This is a genomic window from Bacillota bacterium, from assembly GCA_030705925.1.
Lineage (GTDB): Bacteria > Bacillota > Clostridia > Oscillospirales > Feifaniaceae > JAUZPM01.
The window spans coordinates 1-16,694 of record JAUZPM010000048.1 but is presented as its reverse complement, the minus strand read 5'-3'; the positions used below and the strand labels follow the sequence as shown (position 1 = coordinate 16,694).

General features: G+C 40.4%; 19 protein-coding genes. 4 read left to right on the top strand and 15 right to left on the bottom strand.

Annotated elements, in window-relative coordinates; all coding sequences use genetic code 11:
* The 4 genes from Q8865_08185 to Q8865_08170 all read right to left on the bottom strand — a co-directional run.
* Positions 1 to 251, bottom strand: a 251-nt coding sequence (locus Q8865_08185) for a coproporphyrinogen III oxidase (protein ID MDP4153394.1), incomplete at its 3' end; no start/stop codon positions are given.
* Position 252: 1 nt separating this feature from the next.
* On the bottom strand, positions 253 to 2,055 hold the full coding sequence (lepA, locus tag Q8865_08180) for a translation elongation factor 4 (protein ID MDP4153393.1): 1,803 nt from the start codon (positions 2,053 to 2,055) through the stop codon (positions 253 to 255).
* A 125-nt stretch (positions 2,056 to 2,180) separates the two neighbouring features.
* Entirely contained in the window at positions 2,181 to 2,531 is a 351-nt protein-coding gene (locus Q8865_08175) for a hypothetical protein (protein ID MDP4153392.1), read from the bottom strand.
* Between the two features lie 48 nt (positions 2,532 to 2,579).
* Positions 2,580 to 3,623 (bottom strand): stage II sporulation protein P, encoded by a 1,044-nt coding sequence (locus tag Q8865_08170; GenBank protein MDP4153391.1) that lies wholly within the window; start codon positions 3,621 to 3,623, stop codon positions 2,580 to 2,582.
* A 155-nt stretch (positions 3,624 to 3,778) separates the two neighbouring features.
* Here Q8865_08170 and Q8865_08165 point away from each other — a divergent pair, with 155 nt between their 5' ends.
* From Q8865_08165 to Q8865_08150, 4 genes are all read left to right on the top strand, one after another.
* Complete coding sequence (locus Q8865_08165) at positions 3,779 to 5,599, top strand: glycoside hydrolase family 20 zincin-like fold domain-containing protein (protein MDP4153390.1); 1,821 nt, start codon at positions 3,779 to 3,781, stop codon at positions 5,597 to 5,599.
* 15 nt (positions 5,600 to 5,614) lie between these two features.
* Complete coding sequence (locus Q8865_08160; GenBank protein ID MDP4153389.1) at positions 5,615 to 6,391, top strand: YlmH/Sll1252 family protein; 777 nt, start codon at positions 5,615 to 5,617, stop codon at positions 6,389 to 6,391.
* Positions 6,392 to 6,501: 110 nt separating this feature from the next.
* Positions 6,502 to 7,971 (top strand): IMP dehydrogenase, encoded by a 1,470-nt coding sequence (gene guaB, locus Q8865_08155; GenBank protein MDP4153388.1) that lies wholly within the window; start codon positions 6,502 to 6,504, stop codon positions 7,969 to 7,971.
* A 40-nt stretch (positions 7,972 to 8,011) separates the two neighbouring features.
* Entirely contained in the window at positions 8,012 to 8,548 is a 537-nt protein-coding gene (locus Q8865_08150) for a rubrerythrin family protein (protein ID MDP4153387.1), read from the top strand.
* An 84-nt stretch (positions 8,549 to 8,632) separates the two neighbouring features.
* Here the strand turns inward: Q8865_08150 and Q8865_08145 are convergent, their stop codons facing one another.
* The 11 genes from Q8865_08145 to Q8865_08095 all read right to left on the bottom strand — a co-directional run.
* Positions 8,633 to 9,352 carry a hypothetical protein gene (locus Q8865_08145; protein ID MDP4153386.1) on the bottom strand — a complete coding sequence of 240 codons (720 nt, stop codon included), beginning with the start codon at positions 9,350 to 9,352 and terminating at the stop codon, positions 8,633 to 8,635.
* Between the two features lies 1 nt (position 9,353).
* Positions 9,354 to 9,683: a DUF192 domain-containing protein gene (locus Q8865_08140; GenBank protein MDP4153385.1), complete on the bottom strand. Its 330-nt coding sequence runs from the start codon at positions 9,681 to 9,683 to the stop codon at positions 9,354 to 9,356.
* A 14-nt stretch (positions 9,684 to 9,697) separates the two neighbouring features.
* Positions 9,698 to 10,609, bottom strand: a complete 912-nt coding sequence (locus Q8865_08135; GenBank protein ID MDP4153384.1) for a type II secretion system F family protein — start codon at positions 10,607 to 10,609, stop codon at positions 9,698 to 9,700.
* 16 nt (positions 10,610 to 10,625) lie between these two features.
* Positions 10,626 to 11,552: a type II secretion system F family protein gene (locus tag Q8865_08130; protein ID MDP4153383.1), complete on the bottom strand. Its 927-nt coding sequence runs from the start codon at positions 11,550 to 11,552 to the stop codon at positions 10,626 to 10,628.
* Between the two features lie 20 nt (positions 11,553 to 11,572).
* Positions 11,573 to 12,901: a CpaF family protein gene (locus Q8865_08125; GenBank protein ID MDP4153382.1), complete on the bottom strand. Its 1,329-nt coding sequence runs from the start codon at positions 12,899 to 12,901 to the stop codon at positions 11,573 to 11,575.
* Between the two features lie 24 nt (positions 12,902 to 12,925).
* The gene (locus tag Q8865_08120) at positions 12,926 to 14,044 is read right to left on the bottom strand and encodes an AAA family ATPase (protein ID MDP4153381.1); all 1,119 of its coding nucleotides are present in this window, start codon (positions 14,042 to 14,044) and stop codon (positions 12,926 to 12,928) included.
* A gap of 16 nt (positions 14,045 to 14,060) precedes the next feature.
* Entirely contained in the window at positions 14,061 to 14,720 is a 660-nt protein-coding gene (gene cpaB, locus Q8865_08115; GenBank protein MDP4153380.1) for a Flp pilus assembly protein CpaB, read from the bottom strand.
* Positions 14,721 to 14,737: 17 nt separating this feature from the next.
* Positions 14,738 to 15,712 (bottom strand): pilus assembly protein TadG-related protein, encoded by a 975-nt coding sequence (locus Q8865_08110; GenBank protein ID MDP4153379.1) that lies wholly within the window; start codon positions 15,710 to 15,712, stop codon positions 14,738 to 14,740.
* Positions 15,713 to 15,716: 4 nt separating this feature from the next.
* Positions 15,717 to 16,106, bottom strand: a complete 390-nt coding sequence (locus Q8865_08105) for a TadE/TadG family type IV pilus assembly protein (GenBank protein ID MDP4153378.1) — start codon at positions 16,104 to 16,106, stop codon at positions 15,717 to 15,719.
* 89 nt (positions 16,107 to 16,195) lie between these two features.
* Positions 16,196 to 16,381 (bottom strand): Flp family type IVb pilin, encoded by a 186-nt coding sequence (locus tag Q8865_08100; protein ID MDP4153377.1) that lies wholly within the window; start codon positions 16,379 to 16,381, stop codon positions 16,196 to 16,198.
* 37 nt (positions 16,382 to 16,418) lie between these two features.
* Positions 16,419 to 16,694, bottom strand: a 276-nt coding sequence (locus Q8865_08095; protein MDP4153376.1) for a hypothetical protein, incomplete at its 5' end; no start/stop codon positions are given.

The following is a 16,694-nucleotide window of genomic DNA, read 5'->3' as shown; positions in this document are numbered from 1 at the left end:
TTTTTAAACAGGTTTTTGATTTGTTTTCGAGTAAGAACTGTCGGAGTCCCACCACCTATATACAAGCTGTCGACGTTGTAGGGTTTAGATGATTCGCCGTACTGCTTAATGTGAGCGAACAAAGCGGATAGGTATTCATCAGATGATGACAAATCGCAAACAGAATAAAAATCGCAATAATTACACTTTTTTTGGCAAAAGGGTATGTGGATATAAAGCCCCAAGTCTTTTATATTTTTATTATCTTTCATTTTACTCATCCAGCTTTAATACAGACATAAACGCTTCCTGCGGAACCTCGACGCTGCCGAGCTGACGCATACGTTTCTTGCCTTCCTTTTGTTTTTCAAGCAGCTTTTTCTTTCTTGTGATATCGCCGCCGTAACATTTTGCGAGCACGTCCTTGCGCATAGCCTTAACGGTTTCACGTGCAATAACCTTAGAACCAATAGCTGCCTGGATCGGAATTTCGAAAAGCTGGCGGGGTATATTATCTTTGAGCTTTTCAGCAATCCGGCGCGCTCTTGCATAGGCCTTCTCTGAATGCACTATGAAAGATAGGGCATCAACAGTTTCACCATTAAGTAATATATCAAGTTTAACAAGGCTTGACTCTGCATAGCCGAACATTTCATAATCAAAGGAGGCATATCCTTTCGTTCGGGACTTAAGAGCGTCAAAAAAGTCGTAAATTATCTCATTTAACGGAAGCTGATAGTGCAGGTTTACTCTATCAGCATCAATATATGTCATATTTTTAAATACGCCGCGCCGATCCTGGCATAACTCCATAATGTTGCCCACAAATTCTGAAGGTGTGATAATATTTGCGTTTACAATCGGTTCTTCTGCTTTAGCTATAAGTCCGGCTGACGGATAATTTGTCGGGTTATCGCACATAACTACCTGGCCGCTTGTTAGAGTAATCCTGTAAATAACACTTGGCGCAGTAGTGATAAGATCGAGATTATATTCACGCTCAAGCCTTTCTTGAATGATTTCCATATGCAAAAGCCCCAAAAAGCCACATCTGAAACCAAAGCCCAGCGCTATGGAAGTTTCCGGCTCAAATGACAGGGAGGCATCATTTAACTGGAGCTTTTCTAAAGCGTCTCGAAGATCGTTGTATTTTGCACCGTCAGCGGGATAGATTCCGCAAAATACCATTGAAGATACTTTTCTATACCCGGGGAGAGGCTTTGCGGCAGGGTTGTCCACTCTTGTGACTGTATCACCGACCTGTGTCTCTTTAACGTTTTTAATACTTGCGGTCAGATATCCAACCTCACCGGCGAATAAGCGGGAAGCGGGTTCGAATCCGTACGGCTTAAGGTATCCCACCTCGACTACGTCAAAGATTGCCCCTGTGGCCATCATTTTTATTTCGTCTCCTGCACCTACACTCCCGTCGAAGACGCGCATATATACAATTACGCCACGGTATGAATCGTAGTATGAATCAAATATAAGCGCTTTAAGAGGGGCATCGTCATCACCTTTTGGCGCAGGAATATCAGTGACGATTTTCTTAAGAACGGCATCAATGTTTATCCCACGCTTTGCAGAAATTAGTGGTGCATCTTCCGCCGGGATACCTATTATATCTTCTATTTCCTTAATTACTCTCTGCGGATCAGCAGCGGGCAGGTCTATTTTATTGATAACAGGTATTATTTCAAGATTAGCGTCTGCCGCAAGATATGTGTTTGCCAGCGTCTGAGCTTCTATACCTTGAGCAGCATCGACAACGAGCACCGCACCTTCGCATGCAGCAAGTGAACGTGATACTTCATAGTTAAAATCAACATGTCCCGGCGTGTCTATAAGATTAAGCTCATAAAGTTCACCATCATCAGCGCGATAGTTGATTTTAACAGCGCGTGCTTTGATGGTTATGCCTCTTTCCCTCTCAATGTCCATATTGTCAAGAAGCTGTTCATCCATTTCACGGGCGGAAACGGTTTCTGTAGCTTCAAGCAGTCTATCGGCAAGTGTTGATTTACCATGATCTATATGCGCAATGATTGAAAAATTGCGTATATGTTGACGATCCAAAAAATCACCTCAATAATCATTAACATGATAGAATATTATAGCATAGTGAATTATAAATTACAAAGAAATAAAAAGAAAAAGGGCGTCTTTATATTTCAAGACGGCCCCCGCATATCGAAGGTATACTATTTTTCAAATTTCTCAGCAAGCTCAGGCAATTTGCCATATGCATCCTTGGCAGAGTTTACAATTACACGCCCGCTTTCTTTTAGGTATCCAGGTATCAGACTTGAATAAAAACGCGCACCGGATTCATATACGTTTATAATCGGCTGCGTTACACTGTCAGATACTTTAAGGTTTTCATTGAATACTGTTATATTAGTTGCATTATTAGCTCTAAAAACTTTAAATGCCGGCTGGCCGTTATCACCCAAAAGCCCGCTGTCATTTGCAACTGCCATTAACGCTAGAAATGCGAGAAATACAACAGTTAAAAAGAATGAAAGAATAAAAGCTGTTTTGGGATTTTTCATACCATCACCTAATTATAATTATAAGTGACAGTATTATACCCATATTTTTTAGTTATTATCAGTTAGCAGTTTAGAAAGAGATTTTGCGCATATTTTAGCAGATTCAATAGCTTCGTCGAGACAATTGCCGGATGATCCAACCTCAAGAATGACAGCGCCGGTTCTAAGCTGTTGATTGTAACGGTCTTTACTTAGATCAATGGGGCGGGTGATGCCTGGATTTGATTCTTCAAGCAGCTTTGCCCAATGCGCAGCAAAGTTTAAATTATCGCGCCAGTTTTTATGTGAAAGTCCATTTTGCGGTGTCCCTACTACCAGCATGACCTGTGCAGCCGATTTGCCGCCTATATCAACAACAGGACGATATTTAATACCTTCTGAAGTTACGATCGAGTCACGGTGAACATCAACAATTACTCTGATTGAAGGATATTTATCAAGCCATTTTTGAGCGCCTTCGCCGCTTTTAGTATAAGCTGTGTTAAAATCCGGTCTGTCATACATCGTAGTATCGTGCACTGTTTCGATGCCGAGTTCTGTCAGCGTTTTTGCAAATGTTGAACCTACTGCAACTACATTCTGGTTTATATCTGTATTTCTGTCACTTTGGTTTGAATTATAAGTTGCGGCATTTTTTTCTGAGTAGCTTTCGCTGCCATGCGTGTGGATCACAAGCACTTGTGGCCCTTCTTTTTTACGCCCCAAAAGATTTAAAGGTGATTCCATTATTGATTTCAGGTCAACATCAAACTTTGTATGATTGCGAAGATAAACCCGTTCATTTGAAACATAGCCATTTTCAGCCTTGGGTGCCAGAGAAACAGAGACAAGAGGAAGTATTTTTCCCTTTTCTGATGAAGAGACACCTTCTGTTCCGTTCGAATTCTGATCGCCAAATCCCTGAGGTGAGTCGATCTTTACATTATCATTTGCTTTTTGACCAACTTTACCGTCAAATAGAACTCCCGCAACTTCTCCGCTGAATAATAGAAGAAGAAGAGCGATCAGAGCAATCGGTACTAGGGTCATCCCAACTGTCTTAAATTGGAGGGAAAACACCATAAAATTATGACGTCGTATTTTTCGTGACATGCTGACCTCCGATTTATTAGTAGACATTTATTTAAGCATTATACAATAAACCATATGAAATGAACCTTAGGTTTATGAAATTTGTCTGTAGTTTTTTCAAACCTAATCTGTTAAAATTTTTCATGTATATAAAAATATATATTCAGGGGTGCGAAATGAAAAAGCTGACTCTCTTTCCGATGCCTGCAAAAGTTGATGTTAAGGGAGGTACCTATAAGTTTTCTGATTGCGTTACGATTTCAATTTCAGCGGCTACAGAACGGATAAAAGCATCAGCCGAACTTCTCATAAATGAATTTTCTGATATTGGAATTAAAGCTGAAATCACAAACAATAATAATGGATCTATCGTGCTGAATAATTTTAATACAGTAGGGGAGGGATATATCCTTTCGATAGACAAACACGGAATTGTTATTAATGGAGGAGAAAAAGGAATTCTTTACGGGATTTCGACGATTCGTCAGTTATTAAGGACGGAGGGCAATACTCTTCCTTTTGTAAATATAGACGATAAACCCATTTTACCTGTTAGGGGTTTTTTGCTGGACATATCGCGTGGAAAAGTATGCACAATGGAAACGCTTAAAGAGGTCGCAAGACGCTGTGTCCTTTATAAAATAAATCAGCTTCAGCTTTACGTTGAACATTCATTTGCTTTTTCTTTTGCAGAGGAGATGTGGAAAAACAGAACTCCTATTACGGCTGATGAGATCAGAGAGTTTGATGAATACTGTGACACTCTCGGAATTGAACTCGTTCCATGCCTTGCAACGTTCGGACACCTTTATGAACTGCTTGAAATACAAAAGTATCGGTATCTGCGCGAAGTCGAAGTAGAGGAATATAAAAAAGCTTATTTTTTAAAACGTATGGCCCACCATACCCTTGATGTTTCAAATAATGACAGCTTTGAGCTTGTTAAGAAAATGATAGATGAATATGCGCCGCTCTTTAAATCGGACAAGTTCAATATATGCTGTGACGAAACGATGGATTTAGGGCTTGGCAAGTCAAAAGAGTTAGCAGAAAAGCTTGGAGTAGGGAAAATTTATGTTGATTTTCTAAATAGAATAATTGATTATGCCAGAAAATATAAAAGTGAAATTCAATTTTGGGGAGACATAATAGTTCAGCACCCTGAGCTTATAAAAGATATCAGACCAGGCTGCGTTTTCTTAAACTGGGGTTACGGCGCTGAAATTAAAGATGATAAGACAAAAATATTTGCAGATTCCGGGGTTCGCCAAGTGGTTTGCCCAGGAACTAATGGCTGGAACAAGATATTTAACAACATTACTAATGGTTTTTCAAATATCAATATAAGTGTTTCATATGCTTTAAAATATAAGGCAGAAGGGATTCTAAATACTGATTGGGGAGACTACGGTCATATTAATCCGATTTCAACGTCATTTCCTGGTTTGGCATACGGCGGCGGTTTGGCGTGGAATTATACTGGTTCTGACATTCAGGAATACGACCGTGCTATTTCAATTATTGATTTTGGGGACGAAAGAATACTGCCGCTTATGAAAAAAGCTGGTGAAGCTGCGAAAGTTTCATGGGCAAACATAGTAAGATGGTATTATTATGATCGTGGAGAGCTTGATGAATTCTTTGTTCAAAAATACGGAAAAGGATTGGACAGGCTTAATCTTGCTTCTGGTGAACTTGATGACAATATTAGCAGATTAAAAGAAATCAACGAAGCTCTTGAGGCATTGAAAGACAGCGTTTGTGATCGGTCGAAGGAGGATTTAACAGAAACTTTGGTTGCAATCCGAGGCCTTGTTGCAACACAGATGTGGGCACATACTATGCTTTCGGGTAAAGGCAAAAAAGATAGTGGGGTTGCGGCTAAACTTGATGAATTTGCAAATGATTTGTCTGTTGAATGGCACAGACGTTATAAAAAAACCGATCTTAGGTTTTTGCTTGATATAATTTCATATATAGCAAACCGGATAAGGTAGTTATTTGAGGTTATGATGAATACACGTGAATTATCGGACAAGTATGCAAAAAGTGATGACGAACGTCTTTTGATTGCGAAAATTTATGATCTTGTACGTTTTGCGGATGACAGGCATACGGTGTGTTTTTCATCATTTCTTACGCCATATGAGCAGACCTTACTGAAAAAAGTTTCAGAATTCAAGAATTACGCAAACATAAATTTTGATGGCGGATATGCTGACGCTGAGAGACGAATCGCTGTTGTAATGCCACTCGGCTTTGAAACAGAATATAAAGTGCCGATTATAGCATTAACAATAAATTATAAGGGACAGCGATTGTCACACAGAGATATTTTAGGGTCTGTCTTAGGGCTTGGCATAAAACGCGAAACTATTGGTGATATTCTTGATCAAAATGAACCGCAGATAGTTTTTGTAGCTGAAAAAATGGCTGATTTTTTGATGCAGAATGCAAAAAAAGCTGGAAAAGCTGAAATTAGCCTTTTAATCGCGTCTGACGATATTGAAATATCCAGTCCTAATTTTAAAGAGATTTCTGCTACTGTTGCTTCTCTGCGCATCGATTCAGTTATATCTGAGGGCTTTTCAATTTCACGCTCTAAAGCAGTTGATGCTGTTAAGCTAAAAAGAGTATTTCTTAATTACGTTGAGGTATCTTCACCTTCAAAGGAAGTCTCTGAGGGGGATAAAATATCATTAAGAGGTCTTGGAAAAATCCGGCTTGCTAAAGTTGGAGGAAAAAGCCGGAAAGATAGAATATTTGTTACAATAGAACGATATGTATAAATTAATATCGAAAATTGCTATTTTTTTATGAACTCTATACTTGAAATCTAATTTGCATAAATAGTATAATAGTAAAAATAATTAGCGATAGATAGAGAGGAAATTATTTTATGTCGAGCTTTTTTGATAACAAAATGTTTGGCGAAGGACTGACATTTGATGATGTGTTGCTTGTCCCTGCAAAATCGGATGTATTGCCGAAAGATATAAACATAACAACCAACTTGACCAGGAAGATCCGCCTGAATATCCCTGTTATGTCCGCTGCAATGGATACAGTTACGGAATACCGGATGGCTATAGCTGTAGCGCGCGAAGGCGGAATCGGAATTATCCATAAGAACATGTCTATTGAACAGCAGGCTGAACAGGTCGATAAGGTTAAACGAAGTGAGAATGGCGTTATTACAAATCCTTTCTATTTGTCTCCAGATCACTATGTCTATGAAGCAAATGAACTGATGGGTAAGTATAAGATTTCCGGTGTGCCAATATGCGACGGTATGAAACTTGTTGGAATCCTTACTAACCGCGATCTTAGATTTATTACTGATTATTCAATAAGAATCGCAGATGTCATGACAAAGGACAAATTAGTTACAGCCCCGGTTGGAACGACGCTCGAACAGGCTCAGGCTATTTTGTGCAGACACAAGATAGAAAAATTGCCGCTTGTTGATGAAGAGGGCAATTTAAAGGGCCTTATTACAATTAAGGATATTGAAAAAGCTGAAAAATATCCTAATTCTGCGAGAGATGAAAACGGCCGCCTCTTATGCGGAGCGGCGATAGGTGTTACAAGCGACGTTTTAGATCGTGCTGAGGCGCTTATTAATGCTAACGTTGACGTCTTAGTGCTGGATTCGGCGCATGGTCATTCAGCAAACATTATAAACTGTGTGCGCAAAGTAAAAGCAAAGTATCCGACCACCCAACTGATTGCCGGCAATATCGCAACGGCAGATGCGGCCCGTGAACTTATAGAGACAGGGGTAGATGCTATCAAGGTTGGAATCGGACCAGGATCTATATGTACAACGAGAGTTGTTGCGGGCATTGGTGTTCCTCAGATTACTGCAGTTGCGGAAGCGGCAAGTGTTGCTATGAAACTTGGAATACCGGTCATTGCTGACGGCGGAATCAAATATTCAGGTGATATTACTAAAGCGATAGCTGCCGGTGCGGATGTTATTATGCTTGGGTCACTTTTAGCAGGGTGTGAAGAAAGCCCTGGCGACAGTGAAATATATCAGGGAAGACAGTTTAAAGTATACAGAGGGATGGGATCTCTTGCTGCCATGAATAAAGGCTCTAGAGACAGATATTTTCAGGAGGATAATAAAAAATTAGTTCCTGAAGGCGTTGAGGGTCGAGTGCCGTATAAGGGCTTAGTTTCAGAAACACTGTATCAGCTTATGGGCGGACTACGTTCCGGTATGGGATACTGTGGGACAAAGTCGATAGAACAACTTAAGATCAACGGAAAGTTCATTAAGATAACAGGCGCAGGACTTAAAGAAAGCCATCCGCATGATATTTATATAACTAAAGAGGCACCGAATTATTCAGTCAATCCATAAATAATATACAAGCAATTTAATTAGGTGAGGTGTTAAAATTATGAAACTTGATCCAAACAGTAAAACTTATAAGAATCTTGCAAATGCTTTTGCAGGCGAATCACAGGCAAGAAACAAGTATACTTACTATGCATCAAAGGCTAAAAAAGACGGATATGAGCAGATAGCAGCGCTTTTTGAGGAAACAGCCGGTAATGAGAGAGAACATGCAAAGATGTGGTTTAAACTCTTTCACGGTATAGGGAGTACTCTTGAAAATCTTGAAGATGCAGCTAGCGGTGAAAATTTCGAATGGACAGATATGTATGTTACTTTCGCTAAAGAGGCAAGGGAAGAAGGCTATAATGATATAGCTGGCTTGTTTGAAAAGGTTGCAGCAATTGAAAAACACCATGAAGAGAGATATAAGAAACTCGCTGAAAATGTCAAAGACGGGCATGTTTTTGTGAAAGTGACTGAGACGGTTTGGGTATGCAGAAACTGCGGGCATCTTTATGTTGGAAAAGAGGCGCCTGAGGTTTGCCCAACCTGCGCTCATCCAAAATCATATTTTGAAGTTTATAACAGCAATTTTTAATTGGACAAGCAGTAATTATTATAAAAAGCAGGCAGGATTATTATCCTGCCTGCTTTTTAGTATTTAATTGGGAGGAGGGAATTGTTATTTTATTCTTGACGGAAGGGATGAAACTAAAGAAAAAGCATCTACCGATAATCCGTCGAGAAGGCTCATGGCTTCATCAAGTGATTTGCGCAAAGCCTCAGCCGCCGCTTGCTGGTTGGCTGCCGCCTCAATGAAACGGTTGCAGACAAAGTCACGGTCTTCTCTGGCGGCTGACATAAGCATTTCAAGTTTTTTACGCATGATCTCTTTTTCGTCTAATGCCTTTTGAAATGCAGAAGAGAGGGTGTCATTTTCAGCATTTTTAGCATTTAGTGCTGATGTCAAGCCTTTTACCTTTGCAGCAAACATGCATATTTTATCCTCGGCTTCCGAGAGTTTAGAGCATGTGACAGCATACTTTTCAATACTAAAATCTTCACCTTCAGGCAAAAGTGAAAGTTTTTGCTGCATTTCAATATTTGACTGTTCAAGCCTGATTTTTTCGGCATTTAATTTGGAATAATCAGCAGAAAGATTTTCTGCATTTTCTGAACTTTCTTTCTCCTTTGCTGCGATACGGTTTCTTTCAGCAACTAATGAATCAATTCTGGCTTTAAGCTCTTCAGTTTTAGCGCTATAGTTTTCTTGAGCCTCCTTAAGACTTAGCTCAAGCTGGTCTATATAGTCTTTAACGGCATTTTTATCGTACCCGCCGAATAGCTTTTGTTTGAAAGAAATGCCCGTATCCTTGTTTCGAAGTTCAAAAACGTTACTCATATTAAACCTCTCTATATTCTAAAAAAGTATCTTCTTTAATGCAGTAGCTTTCTAATGTACCGGCAGCAAGCTCGAGAACGCTGTCGGCTTTTTTTATTAACGGGCTTATACGGTTAGGAGGCATATAGCTTTTAGCATAAACGACTTTGCCGCTTGAAAGAAAAACTATATCGATGGGGAAATGCATGCCAAACGTATGAACCTGATTGCAGGGGGTAATAAGCAGTCCCTTGCCCATGTCTGGCTTTTTCTGATTTAACATTCCTATGAGACGTTTTAGAAATGTATTTGCAACTGAGACTGTAATACCGTTAAGAGTGATTTTATTCATAATATTCTTCCTTTTTAACCGAACTGTTTCATCAGGCGGATTATTGTCGGACCAAGCAGTATTATAAAAATGACAGGAAACACGAAAACGACCATTGGAAGCATCATCTTTACCGGAGCTTTCATACCTTTTTCCTGGGCTCTTTGCTTTCTCTCTGCTCTAAGCTGTGCTGCCTGTGAACGAAGCACATTCTTAAGTGGTATTCCAAGCTGGTCTGATTGAATGATAGATGATGTAAAAGCCTTTAGCTCAGGAATGTCTGTACGATCTCCGAGCGCTTTCAAAGCTTCTCTTCTGACACGTCCCATCTGAAGCTCTCCGGCAAGCAGCGAAAGTTCATCAATTAATGGGCCTTTAAACGCATTTATAACATGAGTCAGAGCTGCATCAAAGCTAAGACCTGCTTCTATACTTACGCTCAGAATGTCAATCACTGCAGGAAGCTGATGCCTCATTGAGGCTTGCCTAGAAGAAATTCTGAATTTTAAAAAATATCGGGGAAAAAGAATAGCTATGATACTTCCAAAAATCAGTATAAGGAGCTTAAACGATGTATTTTTGACCACTATTATTGAAGCAAATAACAAAATCATATAGACAATGATTACAGCAAGTTTGATGAATGAATATTCTTCAGGCTCAATGAAAATGCCCGCAAGTCTGAGTTCGTGGGCCAGCGCATTGTCGCTTTTGCCACTTTTTTTATGTTTTATTAAGTGTGATAATAATTTTGTAGTTTTCTTATATACAGGTATAACAATCCTTCTAACAAGGCTTTTCTCAAGCTCTTCTTCTAAGGCATTTCCGGATACTCCGCTTATCATTTTGAGCCGATGGTCATGTATGTCGATTCTATTTCCCGCTCCTGACAGTGCTATTGAAAAGATGCAAAACATCAGAAGCGCTGAGGAAAGTGTGAGAAACATATTTTTCTCCTTTAGCTTAATATTTGATGCTTACTATATGCCTTACAAAGAGAAAACCGATAAATTCCATAACACCTGCAACAATTAGCATGTGAATACCAGTGCTTGTATTAAAAAAACTCTCTATATATCCTGGGTTCAGCAGCATAAGAAGAAGCGCTATCCCAATAGGCAGACAACCAATGACTATTCCCGACGCGCGACCGGTTGCGGTCAAGACCCTAATGTCATCTTTAAGCTTTATTCGCTCTTGTATGGTGCTTGAAATTGTTTCTAATATTTCTGATAAATTTCCGCCGACTTGCCGTTGTATTAAAACAGCAGATACAAGCAGCATTAAATCCTCGCTTGGAACACGCTTTGACAGACTTTCCATTGCACGTTCAAAACTGCTGCCCAGTCGGATTTCCCGTAAAGTTCTTAGAAATTCTCCAGAAATGGGATCAGACATTTCCGAAGCGATGCTTTCCATTGCCTGAATAAATGTCAAACCAGAACGAAGACAGTTGCATGCTACCATCAGGGCATCTCCCAGCTGTTTTTCGAATAAGAGAATCCTTTTAGCTTTTTTACGTCTTACTATCAAGGGAGGCGTAATTAGCCCGATTGCAGCAAGACCGATCACAGTTACTATACTGCCTCTTGCCATTGCAACTAAAGCCGCGGGTATCACGGCTAAAATGATCCAAAGAGTTAAATATTCCTCTGGCCGCATTATGATGCCTGCTGTTGACAGTTCTGCCGCAAGTGAAGAAAAAAACTTAAGACTCGGTTTTTTAACAGCGCTGTTCTGCTTGCTTTTTTTGGGGCTTATTTGCTGGCGGTTGCCCGAAAGAGCTTTAAGTCTGCGGTCGATCAAAATCTTATTAGCGAATAGAGAATTTAGTATTATTATAAATATAAATGCTGAAAGACCAGTTATAGAAAAAATCAGCAATAACATATTTAACTCCATTCTACGTTTTAATTATCATGAAACCAGTCATCATATATCGGAATACCGCTTGAACGTATTTTTTCAACACAGATGGGTCTTACTCCGGTGCTTTTGAAATGCCCGCGAAATCTGCCGAGACTGTCAAGCTGCCCATCGGTTTCATAAACAAAAATATCCTGCATGGATACAACGTCACCTTCCATGCCGGTCACTTCTGTAATATTTGTTATTTTTCTTGTACCATCGCGAAGTCTTGACTGTTGGACTATTACGTCGACAGCTGATGCAATCTGATCGCGGACGGCTTTAAGCGGCAATTCGATTCCTGCCATCATAACCATAGTTTCAATTCGTGCTATGGTATCGCGGGGTGAATTTGCATGGGTTGTAGTCATTGAACCGTCATGCCCTGTATTCATCGCCTGAAGCATGTCTAGCGCTTCTCCTGAACGAACTTCGCCCACAATAATTCGGTCTGGGCGCATTCTAAGACAGTTTCTGACAAGATCTCTTATGGTGATCTGCCCCTTTCCTTCAAGATTAGGAGGGCGACTTTCAAGAGTTATAATATGTGACTGATGAAGCTGAAGCTCAGCGGCATCTTCAACAGTAACGATTCGCTCGTCAGCCTGAATAAAAGATGATAATACATTTAAAAGCGTGGTTTTGCCGCTTCCTGTACCTCCGGAAACGATTATATTCAGATGCCCCTTAACGCAGGCATCTAAAAATGCCATCATTTTTGGAGTCAGTGATCCAAAATCAATAAGGTTTTGAGCGGTAATAGGTTTTTTTGAAAATTTTCTTATTGTAATCACAGGACCAACAAGAGATAGGGGAGGGATTATAACATTGACACGCGAGCCGTCAGCAAGCCTTGCATCAACCATAGGACTTGCTTCATCAATATGCCGGCCGATAGCTGATACTATTCGGTCTATAACATTCATTAACTGGGTTTCATCTCTGAATGTTACTCCAGACAGCTGCAGCTTCCCGTTTTTTTCAATGTAAACTTGAGAGGGACCGTTAACCATAATTTCAGTTACTGATGGATCGTTTAAAAGATCTTCAATTGGTCCGCATCCCATTATATCGTTGTATAATGCCGTTGAAATGCGTGTACGCTCGGTTCTTGGGATTGATGCGCCTTCGGTTTCAATCAGTTCATCAATAGTCGATTTGACGACTTCTGAGGCAGCTCCGCCTGCAGACTCTGAGCCAAGTTTGTCAATTATAAGGTCGTGCAGTTTTTGCTCAAGCGGAGCATATGTATCCAAAACAGGTGCAGTTCGTACAGCATTACTATCCTGTTCAGGTGAATTAATATGCTGAATTTTTTCAAGCAGTCCCATTTAATAACTCCATTAATTGCGATTTCAGGCTTCCTCAGTAGTCAGTTTGACAGCGAGCGCTGAAAATTCTTTTGCAAGTTTGGAATGGGGAAGTGCACAGACAACAGGTGTTCCACGGTTTAAACAATCAAGGGCAGTGCGATTGTCACTCTTGATCCTTGCAAAAATCGGCATATCGAGCATCTGTTCAACGTCCTTTACGGTTATCATACTTGGTTGTTCGCAGTTTATTACTATTCTCAGCTTGTCCCTCTGCTGGAGAGAAGCAAATGTCCCGACACATGAACGTGCGTTTTTCAAAGTGGAAATATCGACACCTGCAACAAGAAGTATACGATCGGAACACTCTATTGCAGCCAGTGTAGTATCATTAAAAGAGGGTGGCGTATCAATAATAATAAAATCAAAGGCGGTTCTCATAATACCTATGATAGTCTCTATGTGATGAGCAGTTATATAATCCGCACATTCTGGACTTTTAGGAGCACATAGAACATTGATTCCGCTGTGGTGAAGCAGGCAGAAGCTTTTAACAGTATCGACATCAAGAGAACCCTGTTCCTGAACCAGTTCAGCGATTGTGTCTTTAGGCTCCATGTCAAGCATAAGTCCTACATCTCCGAACTGAAGGTCGGCATCTAAAATGGCAACTCGCTTGCCCATCCTTGCAAGAGCTGTGGCTATGTTTACTGCTATTGTTGTTTTTCCGACGCCGCCTTTCCCAGAAAAAACAGTTACAACAGTTCCGCGGGTGTAACGTTGGCTGCTGGTGCTTTTCATTCTTGAACGTTCGGCTTCAACTGCGGGAATAATAATTCTTAATATGTTTTCAGTTTTGTCGCTTACTGCGAATACTCCGCGCATGCCTGAACGCATCGCCATACTCATGAGATTAGCATCTACTTCTTCCGCGGCTAGGAGCATTGGACATCCTGCTAGACTTTCTGATATCTTACCTGCTGTGCTGAAAACTCCTTCGTCAGAAAGAAAGATAACGGCATCAGGGCGGAGAGCGACAGCTTTTTGAATTTGATTTGTTTCGAAAGTGCCTGTAACTCCGCTTTGATCACTGGAAAGAACCGACCGGAGTAAAGAGCGTCTATTTTCATCGTCGCCAATTATAACAAGTTTGAGCTTTTCCATAGTTTCTCCTTAGAGATTAAGGCGTAAATGTCGTTTCCGAAACGTTGCTGCTGTCAAGCGGCGCTCGGAGAACAAGCATTATTTTTCCATATGTAAGTGCGTAATCAATTTTAAGTGAGTCAGATGTTGAAACAGCTAAAGTTACAGATTTGTAGCCTTTTGTGCCTTCTTCTGCATTTGCTGTGCTGAGAGCGATTACTTTAGCATTTTGGACAAGGATAGCAGTTGTTTGTATGCTGTTCTTTAAATAGGAAGCAAGAACGTCAACATGATCTCCCTTTTTAATATATCCTGATATGCCTGTGATATCATCAACCCCAAGTGAGATAGCTCTTTGACCCTGCTCAAGCGTATAGGAGAGCTGCGAGTTCGAGCCGCCTGTCTTATCGCCTAGTTTATCAGGTATGATGTATTCACCGGAGACAAGGGGGTATCGGGTTATTTTACCGGTAACCTTTGAAATATCGACAGCTGCTTTTCCGGCGGCTTCTTTTTGAATGGGAACTAATTTAAGCATGTCGGATGTTATCTGGGTATTTTCAGGTATGTCCTTTGCAGCGGCTACTGCTGTTATTTCACCGTCAGCCGTGTGCTTTTCAAGCTTAGAAGCAAAGTTATAAACGGCAAGACCTGTAAGTATTGCAAATATTGTTGCAAAAAGATAAATCTTTTTCACGACATCTACTCCTAAGTTTATCCTATAAGATTAAGACTGGTTATTCCAAAGTCAGTATCATTATTGTCGTATTCGCTAGAATGCAGCACCATTTTAGAATAACTTCCGATGACCTCACCAAATTCATTCGTGGTTTCTAAAACAAATGCGGCAAATCCATCTATTTTAACACTTCTGCCGTCTACGTTTTCAAAAATAATAACTTTAATTACCCTAGGGCAGTCATTTACAAAATGCTCAGGCGTACATCCCCCTTCTCCGGAGAAATGCGTACACTGTCCAAGACGCTCTGCCAAGGCTGTGTTTGTTGGACCTGCCATATTACCGCTTTCAATAGGGAGGATATCGCCTACATTCAAATTCCCGCCATAACCAAATGCAAGCCAGGTGGAAAAATCACGCGCGCCTCCGCCTTGCAAACCATCTAAATCAAGCGCTCCGAAAAAACCTTCAGTGCCTCCTCCGCCTGAATACTTAAGAACAATGTGCTGAGTATTGCCTGAGGCAACAGCTGATTCAAATGCGCTTTTTTCGACGCCCAGTGGCACGGCGTCAGGAATAGATTTTATAGCTGAAGCTTGAACTGTTGCACTTTTTACAACATTAGCCATATTCCTTCCGGTAAGCCCGCCAAAGGCCAGTTGGGCACTTGCAGGGATTTTTACAGTCAAAGTTGTATATTTTCCGGCTTTAAGTCCTCCAAATGTCACATTATCGGTTGAAAGACCGCTGAATCCATTTTTTTCAGCACATTCGACTGCTTTATTTATTATTTCATTTTGAAGCTCGCTGTCATTTTCGCCTACGGGCAGTTTCACTCCGGCAGAATAAGCTGCTGCGTCTGCGGCATTCTGCACTTTTGCGACCTCGATTTCAGCAGTTCCTATATCAACGACAAGTGCCGTTGCCAAAAGCAAGGCGGTCATTGAAATTGCGACAATTATAATGACAGATCCCTTTTCGTTAAGGAAAAGGGACTTTGCTGTTAACATTCAATCACCCCGCTGCCATAACAGTTGATGATGAAAGTGTTAAAATCTGCCCTCCAAGGAATATGCCCGAAATCGGGGTCAATACCTGAATAGGACTTGAAACAGTTACATTGGTATCTCCATCTGAATCATATGTAACACTTACAGTCAATTTATCTCTTAAAAAAGTTGGAGCAGATTCTTTAACTTTACTACAGACAATCGCCTGAATATTGCTGTCATTAGTGAACATAGCTGTACGGGCACCCTCACGGCTGCAATTTGATATTATAAGTTTGTTTGAGTATATCCACCCAAAATCAAGTATGCCGCATAAAAGTGACAGCAGTATGGGCAGAGTAATAGCAAGTTCAACAATTGCCTGACCATTTTCCTTTTTAAAAAAACGTTTCATACGGCACCTCCTTTTGAGACCTAAGACGCAAAATTTATATTTTGCGTCTTAGGTCCCACCTGTAGTATAACTACAGGCGGATTAAGATATTACGTTGCAGCGCTGGTCAGCCCGTCTAAAGCTTTTTGGAAAACAGCTACGATCTGAGGCCCGAAGAGCAGGATTACTGCAATTGCAGCAACAGATATCAGTCCGATTATAAGACCATACTCAACCATACCTTGCCCGTCTTCAGACTCAAAAATATTTTTCGCTTCTAAAAATAACATCCACATTATAAAAACCCCCTTTATAAAATTTTAAAATTTATTTTTATATTGCTCCCTTAAGTAAAATAAACGCTAATATAAATCCCATCGACATGTAAGGGCCCATAGCTACACTTGTTTTAAGACTTCTTTTTTTTGAAAAAATAATACTGACTGAGTAAAAGAAGAAAAGTAACGACATGATGATAAAAGCTATAAGTGAATAATACAATCCTAAACAAAAACCTATTGATGCTGCATATTTTACATCCCCTGCACCTGCTTGCCTGCCTATTAAGAATGGTGCCAGAAAAGCGCCTCCGCTTGCAACCAAGCCTAA